This is a genomic window from Kribbella sp. NPDC004138 (genome assembly GCF_053603655.1).
This window is the reverse complement of record NZ_JBSGFZ010000017.1, coordinates 78,077-92,091: the sequence shown is the minus strand read 5'-3', so window position 1 is coordinate 92,091 and position 14,015 is coordinate 78,077. Positions and strand designations below refer to the sequence as shown.

Annotated in this window: 15 protein-coding genes; 8 read left to right on the top strand and 7 right to left on the bottom strand. The window is 69.6% G+C overall.

Annotation, left to right across the window (positions count from 1 at the left end; all coding sequences use genetic code 11):
- Positions 1–12: 12 nt before the first annotated feature.
- Positions 13–720, bottom strand: a complete 708-nt coding sequence (locus ACWEOO_RS24025; protein WP_359935837.1) for a FadR/GntR family transcriptional regulator — start codon at positions 718–720, stop codon at positions 13–15.
- Complete coding sequence (locus ACWEOO_RS24020; protein WP_452144901.1) at positions 717–1,829, bottom strand: DUF4185 domain-containing protein; 1,113 nt, start codon at positions 1,827–1,829, stop codon at positions 717–719. The genes ACWEOO_RS24025 and ACWEOO_RS24020 overlap by 4 nt, the downstream gene beginning before the upstream one ends.
- Before the next feature lie 103 nt (positions 1,830–1,932).
- On the opposite strand from ACWEOO_RS24020, the gene ACWEOO_RS24015 reads away from it, so the two are divergent.
- Together ACWEOO_RS24015 and ACWEOO_RS24010 are read left to right on the top strand one after the other, a co-directional pair.
- Positions 1,933–2,319, top strand: coding sequence for a phage holin family protein (locus tag ACWEOO_RS24015; protein WP_355485260.1), 387 nt, complete (start codon positions 1,933–1,935; stop codon positions 2,317–2,319).
- Positions 2,319–2,741, top strand: a complete 423-nt coding sequence (locus ACWEOO_RS24010; RefSeq protein WP_452144900.1) for a low molecular weight protein-tyrosine-phosphatase — start codon at positions 2,319–2,321, stop codon at positions 2,739–2,741. The genes ACWEOO_RS24015 and ACWEOO_RS24010 overlap by 1 nt, the downstream gene beginning before the upstream one ends.
- On the opposite strand, the gene ACWEOO_RS24005 is transcribed toward ACWEOO_RS24010, so the two are convergent.
- A complete protein-coding gene (locus tag ACWEOO_RS24005; RefSeq protein WP_452144899.1) occupies positions 2,732–3,943 on the bottom strand; it encodes a pyrophosphate--fructose-6-phosphate 1-phosphotransferase in 1,212 nt (403 codons plus the stop codon). The two genes, ACWEOO_RS24010 and ACWEOO_RS24005, sit on opposite strands and share 10 nt — an antisense overlap.
- Positions 3,944–4,097: 154 nt before the next feature.
- A complete protein-coding gene (locus ACWEOO_RS24000; RefSeq protein ID WP_452144898.1) occupies positions 4,098–4,562 on the bottom strand; it encodes an Lrp/AsnC family transcriptional regulator in 465 nt (154 codons plus the stop codon).
- Positions 4,563–4,643: 81 nt separating this feature from the next.
- Here ACWEOO_RS24000 and ACWEOO_RS23995 point away from each other — a divergent pair, with 81 nt between their 5' ends.
- Together ACWEOO_RS23995 and ACWEOO_RS23990 are read left to right on the top strand one after the other, a co-directional pair.
- Positions 4,644–5,543 (top strand): DMT family transporter, encoded by a 900-nt coding sequence (locus ACWEOO_RS23995; RefSeq protein WP_452144897.1) that lies wholly within the window; start codon positions 4,644–4,646, stop codon positions 5,541–5,543.
- The gene (locus tag ACWEOO_RS23990) at positions 5,540–6,514 is read left to right on the top strand and encodes a TIGR03560 family F420-dependent LLM class oxidoreductase (RefSeq protein WP_452144896.1); all 975 of its coding nucleotides are present in this window, start codon (positions 5,540–5,542) and stop codon (positions 6,512–6,514) included. The genes ACWEOO_RS23995 and ACWEOO_RS23990 overlap by 4 nt, the downstream gene beginning before the upstream one ends.
- Here the strand turns inward: ACWEOO_RS23990 and ACWEOO_RS23985 are convergent.
- Positions 6,473–7,285, bottom strand: a complete 813-nt coding sequence (locus ACWEOO_RS23985; protein WP_452144895.1) for an acetamidase/formamidase family protein — start codon at positions 7,283–7,285, stop codon at positions 6,473–6,475. The genes ACWEOO_RS23990 and ACWEOO_RS23985 overlap by 42 nt on opposite strands.
- A 106-nt stretch (positions 7,286–7,391) precedes the next feature.
- Here ACWEOO_RS23985 and ACWEOO_RS23980 point away from each other — a divergent pair, with 106 nt between their 5' ends.
- The 4 genes from ACWEOO_RS23980 to ACWEOO_RS23965 all read left to right on the top strand — a co-directional run bounded on the left by ACWEOO_RS23980 (position 7,392) and on the right by ACWEOO_RS23965 (position 11,938).
- The gene (locus ACWEOO_RS23980; RefSeq protein ID WP_355485247.1) at positions 7,392–8,084 is read left to right on the top strand and encodes a response regulator transcription factor; all 693 of its coding nucleotides are present in this window, start codon (positions 7,392–7,394) and stop codon (positions 8,082–8,084) included.
- A gap of 89 nt (positions 8,085–8,173) precedes the next feature.
- Positions 8,174–9,661 carry a sensor histidine kinase gene (locus tag ACWEOO_RS23975; protein WP_452144894.1) on the top strand — a complete coding sequence of 496 codons (1,488 nt, stop codon included), beginning with the start codon at positions 8,174–8,176 and terminating at the stop codon, positions 9,659–9,661.
- A gap of 99 nt (positions 9,662–9,760) precedes the next feature.
- The gene (locus ACWEOO_RS23970; protein WP_452144893.1) at positions 9,761–11,164 is read left to right on the top strand and encodes a S1C family serine protease; all 1,404 of its coding nucleotides are present in this window, start codon (positions 9,761–9,763) and stop codon (positions 11,162–11,164) included.
- 66 nt (positions 11,165–11,230) lie between these two features.
- The gene (locus tag ACWEOO_RS23965) at positions 11,231–11,938 is read left to right on the top strand and encodes a pirin family protein (protein WP_452144892.1); all 708 of its coding nucleotides are present in this window, start codon (positions 11,231–11,233) and stop codon (positions 11,936–11,938) included.
- Here ACWEOO_RS23965 and ACWEOO_RS23960 read toward each other — a convergent pair.
- Positions 11,880–13,409, bottom strand: coding sequence for an FAD-dependent monooxygenase (locus ACWEOO_RS23960; protein WP_452144891.1), 1,530 nt, complete (start codon positions 13,407–13,409; stop codon positions 11,880–11,882). The genes ACWEOO_RS23965 and ACWEOO_RS23960 overlap by 59 nt on opposite strands.
- Positions 13,406–13,960 carry a hypothetical protein gene (locus ACWEOO_RS23955; RefSeq protein WP_452144890.1) on the bottom strand — a complete coding sequence of 185 codons (555 nt, stop codon included), beginning with the start codon at positions 13,958–13,960 and terminating at the stop codon, positions 13,406–13,408. Before ACWEOO_RS23955 ends, ACWEOO_RS23960 begins: the two co-directional genes overlap by 4 nt.
- Positions 13,961–14,015 lie beyond the last annotated feature (55 nt).

The following is a 14,015-nucleotide window of genomic DNA, read 5'->3' as shown; positions in this document are numbered from 1 at the left end:
CGTCCTTCCAGCTCAGGGGTGCTGAAGTCGTTCGTTGATGACGGCCAGTACGCCGTCGAGGTGCTCTCGGGTGAGGAGTTCGGCCAGGTCGGCGTCACCGGAGTGGACCGCGTCGTAGATCGCGCGGTGCTCGTCGAGGTCGGCCTGGCGGTCACCGTGGATGTGCAGGATCTCCAGCTGCTCCCGGGCATTCACGACCGTGACCGACTCGACCACTTCGGCCAGGGTCGAGTTCCCGGAGGCCTGTGCCAGTGAGCGGTGGAAGTCCATGTTCACCTCGGCCAACTGCGCGTGGTCGCCGGAAGCGATCAGCTCGGCCGCACTCTCCAAGTCCTTGGCCATCTGCTCCAGTGCGGCCTCACCACGGGTCTGTGCGGCCAGCGCGGCCACAGGTGGCTCGATGAGGGCACGGGCCTGTAGCAGCTCCACCAACCGGTCCGGGCTCGGCGCCAGCGCCAGCGGGTTCGCCAGAACCAGCCGGCCGACGTTCGGCCCGACGTACACGCCGGAGCCGTGCCGGAGCTCCACAGCTCCGGTCGCCTCCAGTCGGCGCAGCGCCTCCCGGACCGTCGGTACGGCGACCTTGAACCGCTCCGCCAGCGACCGCACCGCCTCGAACTGGTCACCCGGCGCCAGCTTCCGCTCCGCGATCAGGGCGAGCATCGACGTGGCCAGGTCGTCCAGCAGACTGCGCCGCACGACGCCTCCGGTGGCGCTCATCCGGCCGCCGCCAGCGTGACCGAGACGAAGCGCGGGCGGTAGATGCTCACGTCGCCGTACAGCTCGTCGCTCACCAGGCTGTTGACGTTGTAGCTCACCAGCAGCGACGTACCGCGACGCAGGTCAGGGTGGTCGTGGGAGTTGTACGTGATGATATTCCCGCCCGTCTCGGGGGTCTGGTACAGCTCGACCGGCTTCACCCACGGGCCGGTCGGCGAGCAGGAGAAGTACCCGAGGACGCGCTTGCTGAAGAGCTCGTTGGTGTCGTGCGTGACCAGCAGATAGCCATCGCTCCAACGGGTCACACTGTGCTCGTTTGCGACGCCCTGCAGCACTCGGGCCGAGGCGGTCTCGTCGGCCGACCAGCCCGACCCGGTCCAGTACTCCCACGGCTTCGCGGTCAGGTCGTCGCCGCGGACCCGGGCGACGTGCTGGTACTTCGAGGCGCCCAGGTCCTCGACGCCGTAGACGTAGGTGTAGCCGCTGTCGCGGAGCAGCCAGCCGGACCACTGCACGTTCGCACCGGACGGGATCGGCGTGAGGCTCTTCAGCTTGTACGTCGTGCTGTCGAACCGGGCCAGGTAGTTGCTGGCCCAGCGCCAGTCCCACTGCCCGGTCCCGGTCTTCTCGAAGCGCAGGGCGACCACGTCGAGGTCACGGCCAGCATGGCTGGTCTGCGCGGCGCCGAACCAGTACCAGCCGTTGGCCGGCGGCGGGACGAGCGCGGTGGGGCTAGTCGCCGTACCGCCGGTGACCGTCTTCAGTTTCGTGCCCTGCTGGATCACGAACGAGTTGTTGATGAACGGCGTGGTGGTCGGACGGCTGCCGTCCGCGTTCACCGGGCCGAGGAACGTGTCGGAGAAGACCCACGCCGTCCGCCCGCCGGGCAGCGGCACGGAGTAGGTGCTGTCCGCACCCGTCCAGCCCTTCCCGGTGTCGCTGTAGGCGTTGAGGAGGCCTTCGGGCGCCGCGTGCGGCGATGACTGAGCGGTCCAGGTGGTGCTGACGGCGCTGCAACTCGACGGGTCGGCGGCGGCGGGCACAGCGGGGACAGCGAGGCCCGCTGTCGTGAGTGACAACGCGACTACCGCGATCAGTGGACGGGACATGAAAATGATCAGATCACTTGGTCATTTTCGCTGTCAAGAGTCAGGGACGGATCAGGGCGTGTACCGGGAGTGGTGCTACCGCGCGGGTGGGAGGATCGACGGCATGAAGAACTTGATCATCAGGCTGCTCGCCAACGCGATCGCGCTGGGCGTGGCGACCTGGCTCGTGTCCGGGATCACGCTCGAGGGCGCGACCACCGGCCGGCGGGTGCTCACACTGCTGATCGTCGCCGCGATCTTCGGCGTCGTGAACGCGATCGTGAAGCCAGTGGTGAAGCTGCTGTCGCTGCCGCTGCTGATCCTCACCCTCGGCCTGCTGACCTTCGTGATCAACGCGGTCATGCTGTGGCTGACGTCCTGGATCACCGGGAAGCTCGATGTCCAGTTCCACGTCGACGGGTTCTGGGCCGCGCTGTGGGGCGCGCTGATCATCAGCGTCGTCGGCATGCTCATCAACGTCGTGCTGCCGGACAAGGCCGAAGTCCACTAGTGCGCGTCGAGATCGTCTGCACCGGGAACATCTGCCGCTCGCCGATGGGCGAGGTGGTGTTGCGCGCCAAGCTCGTCGAGGCCGGCCTCGACGACGTCGAGGTGACGAGTTCGGGCACCGGCGGCTGGCACGTCGGTGACCGGATGGACCCGCGGGCCGCGGCCGCGCTCCGGCGCCGAGGGTACGACGGCAGCGCGCACCGGGCCCGCCAGTTCGACCGGTCGTGGACACCCGACCTGATCCTCGCGATGGACGCGGGCCACCTCGACACCCTCACCCGGTACGGCGCCGCGGCGCAGCTGTTCGCGCACGACGACGTACCGGATCCGTACTACGGCGAGGACGACGGTTTCGACGAGGTCCTCGCCCAGATCGAGAAGGCGGCCGACCAGTGGGTCGACCGCCTCCGCGCTCAGCTCTGACCGATGCCCGCCTTCAGGGCGACGAACCAGTCGGCGGCCGGGTCGAACGCCTTGCCGCCGGCGATCCGCGGGAACTCGATCGCGCGCAGCTCGTCGCCGCGCTCCTCGTCGTGGCCGACGACGCCGGACTCACCGCGCAGCGCGGCGTCGACGGCGTAGTCGGTGCACTCCTTGATCAGCGCCAGGTCGCGGTCGTTGGCCGCGGCCGAGCGGCTGAAGTACCCGCTCTTCTGCACCATCGTCTTCTCCGCGCCGATCCGCTCCGCGAACTGCTTCGCGAACCAGGCGCCCGGGTTGATGGTGTCCAGCTTCACGTGCCCGAACGGGTCCCGGCCGACCTTTTCGCCGCGCGCCTCCATCTCGGCCACGATCGACTCCACGCCGGCGCCCTCGGACAGGAAGATGTTGACGCAGTCCTCCTCGTCCATCACCTTGCGCAGCCGGTCGGCCTCGGCGTCCAGGTCGATCGTTGCCTCCGGCACGTACACGGCGTCGACGTCCCAGCCGCCCTTGCGCAGGCCGATGCCCGGGTTCCACTCCTGCTCGTCGACCCACTGCTGGTAGGCCTGCGCCGTGGCCGCGGTCAGCCACCCGCAGTTGCGCCCCATCACCTCGTGGACGATCAGCATCCGCGGGTTCGAGCTGTGCTCGGCGATGATGTTGCGGGCGAACAGCGCGCCCTGCTCGGCAGCCGTCCAGGCGCCCAGGCTCTGCCGGATCGGGACGACGTCGTTGTCGATGGTCTTCGGCAGCCCGACCACGGTCAGGTTGTAGTCGTGCTCCTGCAGGTACGCCGCGAGGTCGGCGGCGGTGGTGTTGGTGTCGTCACCGCCGATGGTGTGCAGGACGTCGACGCCGTCCGCGACGAGCCGCTCGGCCGCGACCTGCAGCGCGTTCTGCCCGTCCTGGATCAGGCCGCGCTTCACCAGGTCCGCGGTGTTGGTGAGCTTCACCCGGCTGTTCCCGATCGGGCTGCCGCCGAACTTGTGCAGCAGCGCCGCCTTCTCCCGGACCTCCGGCGTGACCTCGAGGAACTGGCCGCTGAGCAGGCCGTGGTACCCGTTCAGGTAGGCGATGATCTCCACGTCGGGCGCCACCGCGGTGTAGCGCTCGATCAGCCCGCCGACGGCGGACGACAGGCAGGGCGCGAGCCCGCCGGCGGTGAGCAGGGCAACTCTGCGGACAGACTTGTCGGCAGCCATGGGTCAGGGTCCTTCCGGAAGTCGCTGAAGTCGCCACCAGACTAGTGATGCGGACCACTGTGGGAGGTGGTCGGGCCGTGATGCGGACCTCCATCACTCACCAAGTCGCTCCGACAGGCTCGTCCCACGCTGAGCTGCGGCGTGAGCCGCCGCGCTAGGCGAGGTTGGTGAGTGGCCCAGGTCCGCGGAGCGGGACCGACCTCGGCGGCACCGGGGTGGAGACGATGAACGAACTGGTCGTCTGCCCGTGCGGCAGGAACTTGTCCAGCACCTCCTCCAGCGCGGCGATCTCGGCGACCTGGACGCGCATCAGGAAGCAGTCTTCGCCGGAGATCCGATGGCACTCGACGACCTCCGGGACGCGGCCGGCGAGCTCGATGATCTTCGGAATCTGGTTGGGGCCGGGGCGCAGCCGCACCCAGGCGGCGACCGGCCGGCCGAGCGCGGCGGGGTCGATGTCGAGGCGGTACCCGCGGATCACGCCCGACTCCTCCAGCCGCGCCACCCGCTCGCGCACCGTCGGCGTGGACACCCCGAGCCGGCGGGCGAGCTCGGTGGTCCGCAGCCGGGGATCGGCGGTCAGCTCGTCCAGGATTCGGGTATTGAGCTCATCCAGCATCTGACTTCTCGTTTCGGTAAGCAAGATCGCCTCCTGGGCTCCGAATCACCATGGATCGCCGCAGACTTCATTTCTACTGTAATGAGCGTGACAACACTTACCGAAGCCCGGCCGCGGATCGGCCTCGCAGCCGGTGCTGCTGCTGCCACGGTCGTGCTGTGGGCGTCGTCGTTCGTCGCCATCCGGCACGTCGGCACCCAGATCTCCGCCGGCCCGCTCTCGCTGGCCCGGCTCGGCCTGGGCAGCGTCTTCCTCGGGGCCTTGCTGGTCAAGCGGCAGCAGCCCGCAGTACGGCGCTGGCCGGTCCGGCGCGACTGGTTGCCGCTGACCGCGTGCGGTGTGCTGTGGTTCGGCGTCTACAACCTGGCTCTCAACGAGGCCGAGCGCCGGCTCGACGCCGGTACGGCGGCCATGCTCGTCCACATCGCGCCGCTGCTGATCGCAGTGCTCGCCGGACTGGGTCTGGGCGAGGGTTTCCCGCGGCAGTTGGTGATCGGCGGCCTGGTCGCGTTCGCCGGCATCGTCGTGATCGGTACGTCGACGTCCAGCGGCCGCGCCGAGACGTGGGGCGTGGTGCTGTGCGTGGTCGCCGCCATCTCGTACGCCGTCGGCGTGGTGACGCAGAAGCCGCTGCTCAGCCGTCTGCCCGCCGCTGAGGTCACCTGGCTCGCCTGCACGATCGGCGCGGTCGTCTGCCTGCCGTTCGCACCGAGACTGGTCACTGAGCTCCAGGCCGCGGACGCAGCGACCATCTGGTGGGTCGTGTACCTGGCAGCGTTTCCGACCGCGCTCGGCTTCACCACTTGGGCCTTCGCGCTCCGCCGTACGAGTGCTGGACGCATGGGCGTCACCGTCTACGCCGTACCGGTTGTCGCGATCGTCCTGGCCTGGCTGTCGCTGGGCGAGGCTCCCACCGCACTGGCCCTCACCGGCGGCGCACTGTGCCTGGCCGGCGTGGCCATCTCCAGGAGGACAGCATGAAGTTCGGTGTGTTCGTTCCGCAGGGCTGGCGGATGGATCTGGTCGAGCTGGCGGACCCGGTCGAGCAGTGGGAGGCGATGACCGCTGTGGCCAAGGCGGCCGACGCCGGTCCCTGGGACTCGATTTGGCTCTTCGACCACTTCCACACCGTCCCTGAGCCCGCCCGCGAGACCGTCTTCGAGATGTGGACAACCACAGCCGCCCTGGCCCGGGACACGACCCGGGTGAACCTGGGTCAGCTGGTCGGCTGCAACGGGTACCGCAACCCCGCGCTGCTCGCCAAGATGGCGGCCACGGTGGACGTGGCCAGCCACGGCCGGATGTACGCCGGGATCGGCGCCGGCTGGTCGGAGCACGAGTGGCGGGCGTACGGCTACCCCTGGACGAGCCAGAAGGAGCGGATGGGCTCGTTCAAGGAGTCCGTCGAGCTCCTGCATCGGCTGTGGACCGAGGACGAGGTCGTGTTCCAAGGGCAGTACCACTCCGTCGACAAGCCTTACGTCGTCCCGCGGCGCCGCCCCAAGCTCTGGATCGGCGGCGGCGGCGAGCGGGTCACGCTGCGGCTGGTGGCGAAGTACGGCGATGCCTGCAACTTCGGGACCGGACGTGTCGACGTCATCGAGCAGAAGCTGGCGATCCTCCGCAAGCACTGCGACGAGGTCGGCCGCGACTACGACGAGATCATCAAGTCGACCAGCCTGAACGTGTTTCCGGTCGAGGCAGGTGCCGACCCGGTGGCCGCGACAGCCAGGGCCCGTGGGCGGTACAGCCTGGAGGAGTTCCTGGAGATCGGCTCCGGCGGGACGTCACATGTGCTGGCAGAGCTGGTCACGACGAAGCAGCTGAGCGAGCACGTGGAACAGCTGGCGGAGGCCGGTGTCGACTACGTGATCTCGTACATCCCCGGCGTCGCCTACGACCACGAGCCGCTACAGCGCTTCGCCGAGGAGGTCGTTCCGCAGTTCAGCTAGCCGCCGGTGGATCCCGTCGTACGCCGTCACGTCTGGGAGGAGGCGCTTCGGGACCTTGGTGACAACGCTGTAGTTGGCGTCAACCACGTTGGCCAATGGGACCTCACTGACCTGGCTGAGCAGCTGGTACGCGTCCAGCTTGTCCAGTCCGTACAGCTCGCCGAGCCAGCGCACCATGTCGACCTGACCGGCCCGCCACGCGTCCTCGAGCGGCCGGCTCGAGCCGACGACAGACAGGTAGTCGTCACTCTCCAGCCGCGGCCAGACCGGTCCGGGCGTCTTCAGCAGGTCGACGATCAGTACGACGTTCATCGCGCCCTCGACCGCGGTGCCGCAGGACTCGCCCTCACCCTGCCGGTAGTGACCGTCACCGACCGAGAACAGCGCGCCCTCGACGTTCACGTTCAGGTAGCAGGTGGTTCCGGAGCGCATCTCCGGGGTGTCCATGTTCCCGCCGAAGGTGTCCGGCACCAGCGCCGAGCGGACCTCACCGCCCGCCGGGGCCACCCCGACGGTGCCGAGCATCGGCTCGAGCGGCAGCGCGACCTCCAGATCGCTGCCCTGCGCCTGGAAGCCGACCGTCCGGCGAGCGCTGTCCACCTCGTAGATCCAGGTCCGCTCCGGCAGCGGGTCCTGCAGCGTCGCGGTCCGGTCCGTGCTGGTCAGGCCGCCGAAGAACGGGATCGTCGCGGACGGGCCGCACCCGGCGTACCGGAGGCACCCCGCCGAAGGTCCAGGCGAAGTTGGCGGGCTCAGGTGTGAATTCGACAATGTCCACGTCTGGCAACCTATTGGTGAGGATCAGCGGGTTCTCAGGCGATTCTCACAGAAGCGACCTACTCTCGGTCACGGAACTTCGAGTGGAGCGGGGCAGACGATGCGGGTACTGGTGGTGGACGACGACCGGGCGGTCCGGGACTCGCTGCGCCGTTCGCTGGAGTTCAACGACTTCGAGGTGGTGACCGCGTCCGACGGCGCCGAGGCGCTCGCGGTGATCGGCAACGTCGAGCCGGACGTCGTCGTGATGGACGTGATGATGCCGCGGCTGGACGGGCTGGAGACCACCAAGGCCTTGCGGGCCGCGGGCAACAACGTGCCGATCCTGGTGCTCACCGCGCGGGACGCGGTCGCGGACCGGGTGGACGGCCTGGACGCCGGCGGCGACGACTACCTGACCAAGCCGTTCGCGCTGGAGGAGTTGCTGGCCCGGCTGCGCGCGCTGCTGCGCCGCAGCACCACGCCCGGCGAGGGCGGCCAGCGCGGCGAGGTGCTGCAGTACGCCGACCTCGTGGTCGACGTCGACGCGCACGAGGTGCACCGCGGCGACGTGCCGATCCAACTCACCCGCACCGAGTTCTCGCTGCTCGAGCTGCTGATCCGCAACCCGCGCCGGGTGCTGGAGCGCGCGGTCATCCTGGACGCGGTCTGGGGCTACGACTTCCCCACCACGGCGAACTCCCTCGAGGTCTACATCGGCTACCTGCGGCGCAAGACCGAGGTCGAGGGCCTGCCCCGCCTGATCCACACCGTCCGCGGTATCGGGTATGTGCTGAGGGACACCCCGCCGTGAGCCAGCAACACCCCGAGGGCTTTCCGTCGTACACCGACCGGCCGCAACCGCAACCCGCACCACCTGTTGCCAAGAGCAATGGAAACCGTGTGGCGGCGACAGCCGCCCGCACCCAGAGCTGGTGGAACGAGACGCTCCACAAGCTGACCCTGCACGCCCGCGTGACGCTGCTCGCGGCGGTCGCGGTCGGCCTGGCGGTGGCGATCGTCAGCGTCGCTGCGTACGTCACGGTGCGTCAGCAGATGTACCAGAATCTGGACGACAGCCTGATCCAGCGCGCCAGCCAGGCCTCCCAGAAGGGCATCCTGACCAACCTCTACAACCTGCAGAACGCCTCGGCCGACGCCTTGGGCCTGAGCGACATCCGGGTCGGCGTCCTGAGCGCCGACGGCCAGAAGTGGGCGCCACGGAACAGTCCGCTCCCGCCGATGGGGCCGGACGAGCTGCAGATCGCCCAGAACCAGGGCAACGAGGCCAGTCTGCGCACTGTCGGTCTACGCAACGGCGGCTCCCACTTCCGGGTGGTTGCCGTGCCGGCCCGCTACTGTCCCGCCAACGCACCCTGCGACGAGGAGCCCGGCCTGTACCAGCCGGGCGCCCTGGTCGTCGCGCAGTCGCTGGGCGCGATCGACCAGACACTGCACAACCTGGGTATCGTGCTGTGGGCGTTCGGGCTGATCGGCGTCATCGGCGCCGCGCTCGCGGGCAACGCGGTGGCGCGGTCCGGCCTGCGCCCGCTGGCGCGGCTGACGAGCGCGGCGGAGCACGTCGCGCGCACCGAGGACCTGAAACCGATCCCGGTCGCCGGGACCGACGAGATCTCCCGGCTGGCGATGGCGTTCAACGCGATGCTCGGCGCGCTCGCACAGTCCCGCGACCGGCAGCGCCGGCTGGTCGGCGACGCGGGCCACGAGCTGCGTACGCCGCTGACCAGCGTCCGGACGAACCTGGACCTGCTCGCGCAGGCCGACAAGCGCGGCGGCCTCCGGCCCGAGGACCGACAGCAACTGCTGGACGACGTCCGCGCGCAGATGGACGAGCTGACCACGCTGATCGGCGACCTGACCGAGCTGGCCCGCGACACCCCGCAGGTGCGGAACGCGGAGCTGATCGAGCTGTCCAACGTGGTCGAGGACGCGGTCATCAAGGTCCGGCGTCGTGCGCCCGGACTGGAGTGGGACGTCCAGCTCACGCCGTTCCCGGTGTGGGGTGACGAGCGGCTGCTCGGGCGCGCGGTCACGAATCTGCTCGACAACGCCGCGAAGTACAGCGTTCCCGACGGCGCGGCGCAGCACAGCGACGGGCAGCCCGTCGGGCACGTCACGGTCCGGCTCGTGGACGGCGTACTGACAGTCACCGACTCCGGGCCGGGGATCGCCGAGGCGGACCTGCCGCACGTGTTCGACCGGTTCTACCGGTCCAGCGAGGCGCGCGGCCGCCCCGGGTCCGGGCTCGGCCTGGCGATCGTGAAGCACGCGGCCGAGCAGCACGGCGGGATGATCTACGCGCGGAACGTGCCGGGGGCCGGCGCCCAGTTCACGCTGTGGCTGCCGCACGCGGCGACCCAGACCCGCTGAGAGTTCCTGACAGATCCTTCAGAGGATCTTCATGGAGTTCTTCGGTCACTCCGAGCTGATCTTCAGGGCCCTCTCAGGTCCGGCCGAGACAGTATTGCCATGACCGAGAACCAGCCGCAGCAGCCGCAGAACCAGCCCGGCCACGACGTACAGGGACCGCAGGGGCCGGAGCGGACGCAGCAGCTGCCGATGTACGGGCAGCATCAGCAGCAGCAGTTCGCGCCGCAGGGCGGGCAGCCGCGGCTGGACTCGGGGCCGCAGGGGCAGCGGCCGGGACAGTACTCCACAGGTGGGAGTGCGTATCCGCAGTTCGGCGCACCGGGGACGCATCAGGGGGCGTCTCCGGGCCCGAACTGGCCCCTCGGCCCGCAGCAGGCCACGGCCACCGCGCCGAAGCCGAAGCGACGGGCCGGTCTGGCCGTGGTGGCGTTGACCGCGCTGCTGGTCGGCACCGCAAGCGGTGTCGGCGGCGCGGCCGTCTACTCGGCCACCACCGACCACACCGCGAACACCCCGTCCGTGACCGCCCCGCTGAACGGCAACCAGGCGGCACCCGCGTCGGCGCCTGACGGCTCCGTGCAGAGCGCCGCCGCGAAGGTCCTGCCGAGCGTGGTGAAGATCGCGGTCGCGACCCAGCAGGGCCAGGCGACCGGGTCCGGCATCGTGATCAGCAAGGACGGGCTGATCGTCACCAACAACCACGTCGTATCCGGCGCCGGGCAGGGCGCTCAGCTCAGCGTGATCCTGAACGACGGCCGGACCGTGTCGGCCACGGTCAAGGGCACCGACCCACTCACCGACCTGGCGGTTATCCAGGCGAACGCCACCGGTCTCACGCCGGCCACCCTCGGTCAGAGCGGGAAGCTCGCCGTTGGGCAGGGCGTGGTCGCGATCGGTTCGCCGTACGGCCTGGAGGCGACCGTGACCAGCGGGATCGTCTCGGCGCTGAACCGGCCGGTGACGTCCGGCGACGAGCAGCAGGACAGCACGACAGTCTTCCCAGCAATCCAGACGGACGCCGCGATCAACCCGGGCAACTCCGGCGGCGCCCTCATCGACCTCGCCGGCCAGGTGGTCGGTATCAACAGCGCGATCAAGACCGCCGGCGGATCGGGACAATCCGAGGGCGGGAACATCGGCCTGGGCTTCGCAATCCCGATCGACCAGGCCAAGCCGATCATCGACGAGCTGGTGGCCAAGGGCAAGGCCACGCATGCGCGGCTCGGTGTGACGGTCGGCGACGCGCAGTCCTCCGACGGGCTCACGAACGGAGCACGCCTCGGCGAGGTTACGTCCGGCGGTGCGGCGGACAAGGCCGGTCTGCAGTCGGGTGATGTGGTGACCGCTGTAGACGGCAAGGCGATCGCGTCAGGGGACGCGTTGGTCGCCACAGTCCGTTCGCACCGCCCGGGCGATGAAGTGAAACTCTCCATCACCCGCAACGGCAAACCCCAGACCGTCAACGCCACCCTCGGCTCCGACAACGGGAACCCCACCGGCTGACCAACCGTCCAACCAAGACCGGACTGCGCCGCCCACCGAGCGGCGCAGTCCGTTTTACTTGGTTCCGTGGAGATCCATCGGGCTCAGGAGCGGTTCCGGACCGAGGACGGGTGGCTGGAGTCGTGGCACTCGTTCTCGTTCGGGGGGCATTACGATCCGGCGAATGTCGGGTTCGGGTTCCTGGTCGCGCACAACGACGAGACGGTTGCCCCTGGCACGGGGTTCGGGACGCATCCGCATCAGGATCTGGAGATCGTGACCTGGGTGCTGCGGGGGGCGCTGGCGCACCGGGACTCGGAGGGGAACAGCGGGAGCGTGTATCCGGGGCTCGCGCAGCGGATGAGTGCCGGGTCGGGGATTCAGCACTCCGAGTGGAACGACGGCGCCGAGCCGGTGCACTACGTGCAGATGTGGGTTCGGCCGGACCGGTTCGATCTGCCGCCGTCGTACGAGCAGGCGGAGCTCGATCTGACGACCGGTGAGCTGATCCCGGTGGCGTCCGGGCTCGCCAGGCACGCGGGCACCACGGCCATCCGCCTGAACCAGGAGTCGGCGGGGATGTCCGTCGCCCGCCTGGCCCCCGGTGCCGCGATCACCCTCCCAGCAGCGCAGTACCTCCACCTCTTCGTCGCAGCAGGTACGGCGAACCTCGAAGGGGCCGGCGACCTCGCCACGGCAGACGCCGTACGAATCACACACGCCGACGGCGAGCGCGTCACCGCGGGCCCCGCCGGCGCAGAACTGCTGGTGTGGGAGATGCACCAGTCGAGCTGAGCCAGTGCGCAACCTGCGGCGACGAGGCCTCGGTCGTCCGCAGACCGACATAACCGTCAGGTCGTACGGCGACGAGGCCGCGACCGCCACGATCCAGCAGCCGATGGACATGGATCGACGCATCGTCCACCTCGACCGTCGGCGCGTCTCGGAGCAGCAGGAGATGCGTACCGGGCTGAGCTGTGAGCGTCTGCAGCCGAGTGCTGCCGTCCGCGACTGTTACTGGCAGATCGGGCAGCCGGTCGCCGACCCGCAGAGGGAGCGAGTCAGGCCGGCCGTCGTCGATCGACAGCCGGCTGCTCGGGTAAGCGACGCGGAGCTGCGCGAGGATCCGAAAACCGGCGGCCGTCAGATGCCTCCGCCGCAATAAGGTGGGCACCACCAACGGTGCACCGACCGGCAGCAGGACCGTGCGGATCAGTGCGGCGATCGGATCCAGGCCGGACTCTGCCCAGAAGACGAGGTTCGTCCAGGCGGTCGTGGCACGGGCGACCGGCCGGCGCTCCAACTCGTACGAGTCCAGCAGCGTTTCCGGATCGGTGGCGTACGCGGCCTGGGCCAGCTTCCAGCCGAGGTTGATCGCGTCCTGGATCCCCGTGTTCATCCCCTGTCCGCCGGCTGGTGAGTGGACATGCGCGGCATCGCCGGCGAGGAACACCCGATCGTCCCGGTAGCGATCGGCCAGCCGGTGGCGCATCGGCACGATCTCCGACCAGGCAACCCGGCTGACCCGCGTCTGCAGCCGAGCCGCGTCGAACATCTCTTGCACGTCCCGCGGCGACATCGGGCCACCACCGACCGGCCTGGTCGCCAGCAGCCGCCACGCCGCCTGATCGCCGTGCGGGAACAGAAAGATCAGACCGGCGCGAGTGGTCGACACATGCGCGGTGTCCGTACCGAGGCCGCCGTCCAGCTCCAGATCGGCCTGCACGATCTCCCGGTCGTAGACTCCGCCGCTCGTCCCGATGCCAACCGCCTGGCGAACAGTGCTGTCGGCACCGTCACACCCGACCAGATAGTCACAAGTCGCCTCGCCAAGCCCACGAAACTGCACCTGTACGCCGTTCCTCCGCGCCGACCTGAGAGACGCGAGCTCGACTCCCCGCTCGATCGGGACGCCCCGGCTCTCCAGCGCGGCCGCGAGAACCGACTCGACCCGGGCCTGAGGGAGCAGCGTCAGATGCGGGTACGCCGTGTCCGGCACCGCGAGCTCCGCGATCCGCACCGGGAGCACACGCCCTCGCAGGTGGAGCCGTACGGTCGGCGCACTGTCGGCGTACTTCAGCAGGGAGTCGACAACGCCGAGCGGACGCAGTACCTCGAGCGATCGCGCGTGCAGCATCATCGCCCGCGAGGGCCTGGCTGCTTCGGTACGCCGGTCGATCACCCGAACCGCGGCACCCAACGCGTGGGCCTGCAGCGCAAGAGCAAGGCCGGTCGGCCCCGCGCCCACCACCAGGACACGTGTCACCAGGACTCCTGCGGCCGCCACCACTGGTCGGGGGCTGCAGGGCCGTCGACGCAGGTCGGGTCGGCGAGCACGTCGTCGCGCCGGAGGCCTGGCAGCACGCGGTGGTGGATCGAGTCGAGTTCGGAGACGAGGGCGAGCGGCCACCAGAGGGCGCGGACGTACGCCTCGGCCTGGTCGGGGCCGTCCCAGTCGTACAAGCCGCGGTACACGCCGGACTCGTCCGCCGCGAACCAGAGCTTCGACACGAACCCTGGGAAACCGGCGAACAACGGAGTGTTCAGCCAGCTCTCGGCGCGGAACAGCCGGTGTCCGACTCCTCTGACGCGCCGCAGCCGGAACTGGACGATCAACACACACGGGTCCAGCGGCGCCGCCGGCAGCTCCATCACCGTCTCGCGGTAGACGTACGCCGTCGACCCGTCGGCGAACCGCACCCGCCGGCCGACCTGACCTCGCGGGAAGCGGATGCGTCTGCGGGCAAGCTGTACGGCGGTCCGCCCCGCGCAGGCCGCCAACCGCGGCAGGGCCACGCCCAATCGCAAATGCTCCACGTCACCACCGTCGCGCGGCGGCGGCCGCCCGGTTACGTCACAAGGTCCCGACCGG

Coding starts and splice junctions, on each gene's coding strand:
- ACWEOO_RS24020 (WP_452144901.1), bottom strand. CDS start 1,829: ATGTCCCGTCCACTGATCGCGGTAGTCGCGTTGTCACTCACGACAGCG.
- ACWEOO_RS24025 (WP_359935837.1), bottom strand. CDS start 720: ATGAGCGCCACCGGAGGCGTCGTGCGGCGCAGTCTGCTGGACGACCTG.
- ACWEOO_RS23980 (WP_355485247.1), top strand. CDS start 7,392: ATGCGGGTACTGGTGGTGGACGACGACCGGGCGGTCCGGGACTCGCTG.
- ACWEOO_RS24000 (WP_452144898.1), bottom strand. CDS start 4,562: ATGCTGGATGAGCTCAATACCCGAATCCTGGACGAGCTGACCGCCGAT.
- ACWEOO_RS24015 (WP_355485260.1), top strand. CDS start 1,933: ATGAAGAACTTGATCATCAGGCTGCTCGCCAACGCGATCGCGCTGGGC.
- ACWEOO_RS23990 (WP_452144896.1), top strand. CDS start 5,540: ATGAAGTTCGGTGTGTTCGTTCCGCAGGGCTGGCGGATGGATCTGGTC.
- ACWEOO_RS23970 (WP_452144893.1), top strand. CDS start 9,761: ATGACCGAGAACCAGCCGCAGCAGCCGCAGAACCAGCCCGGCCACGAC.
- ACWEOO_RS24005 (WP_452144899.1), bottom strand. CDS start 3,943: ATGGCTGCCGACAAGTCTGTCCGCAGAGTTGCCCTGCTCACCGCCGGC.
- ACWEOO_RS23995 (WP_452144897.1), top strand. CDS start 4,644: ATGAGCGTGACAACACTTACCGAAGCCCGGCCGCGGATCGGCCTCGCA.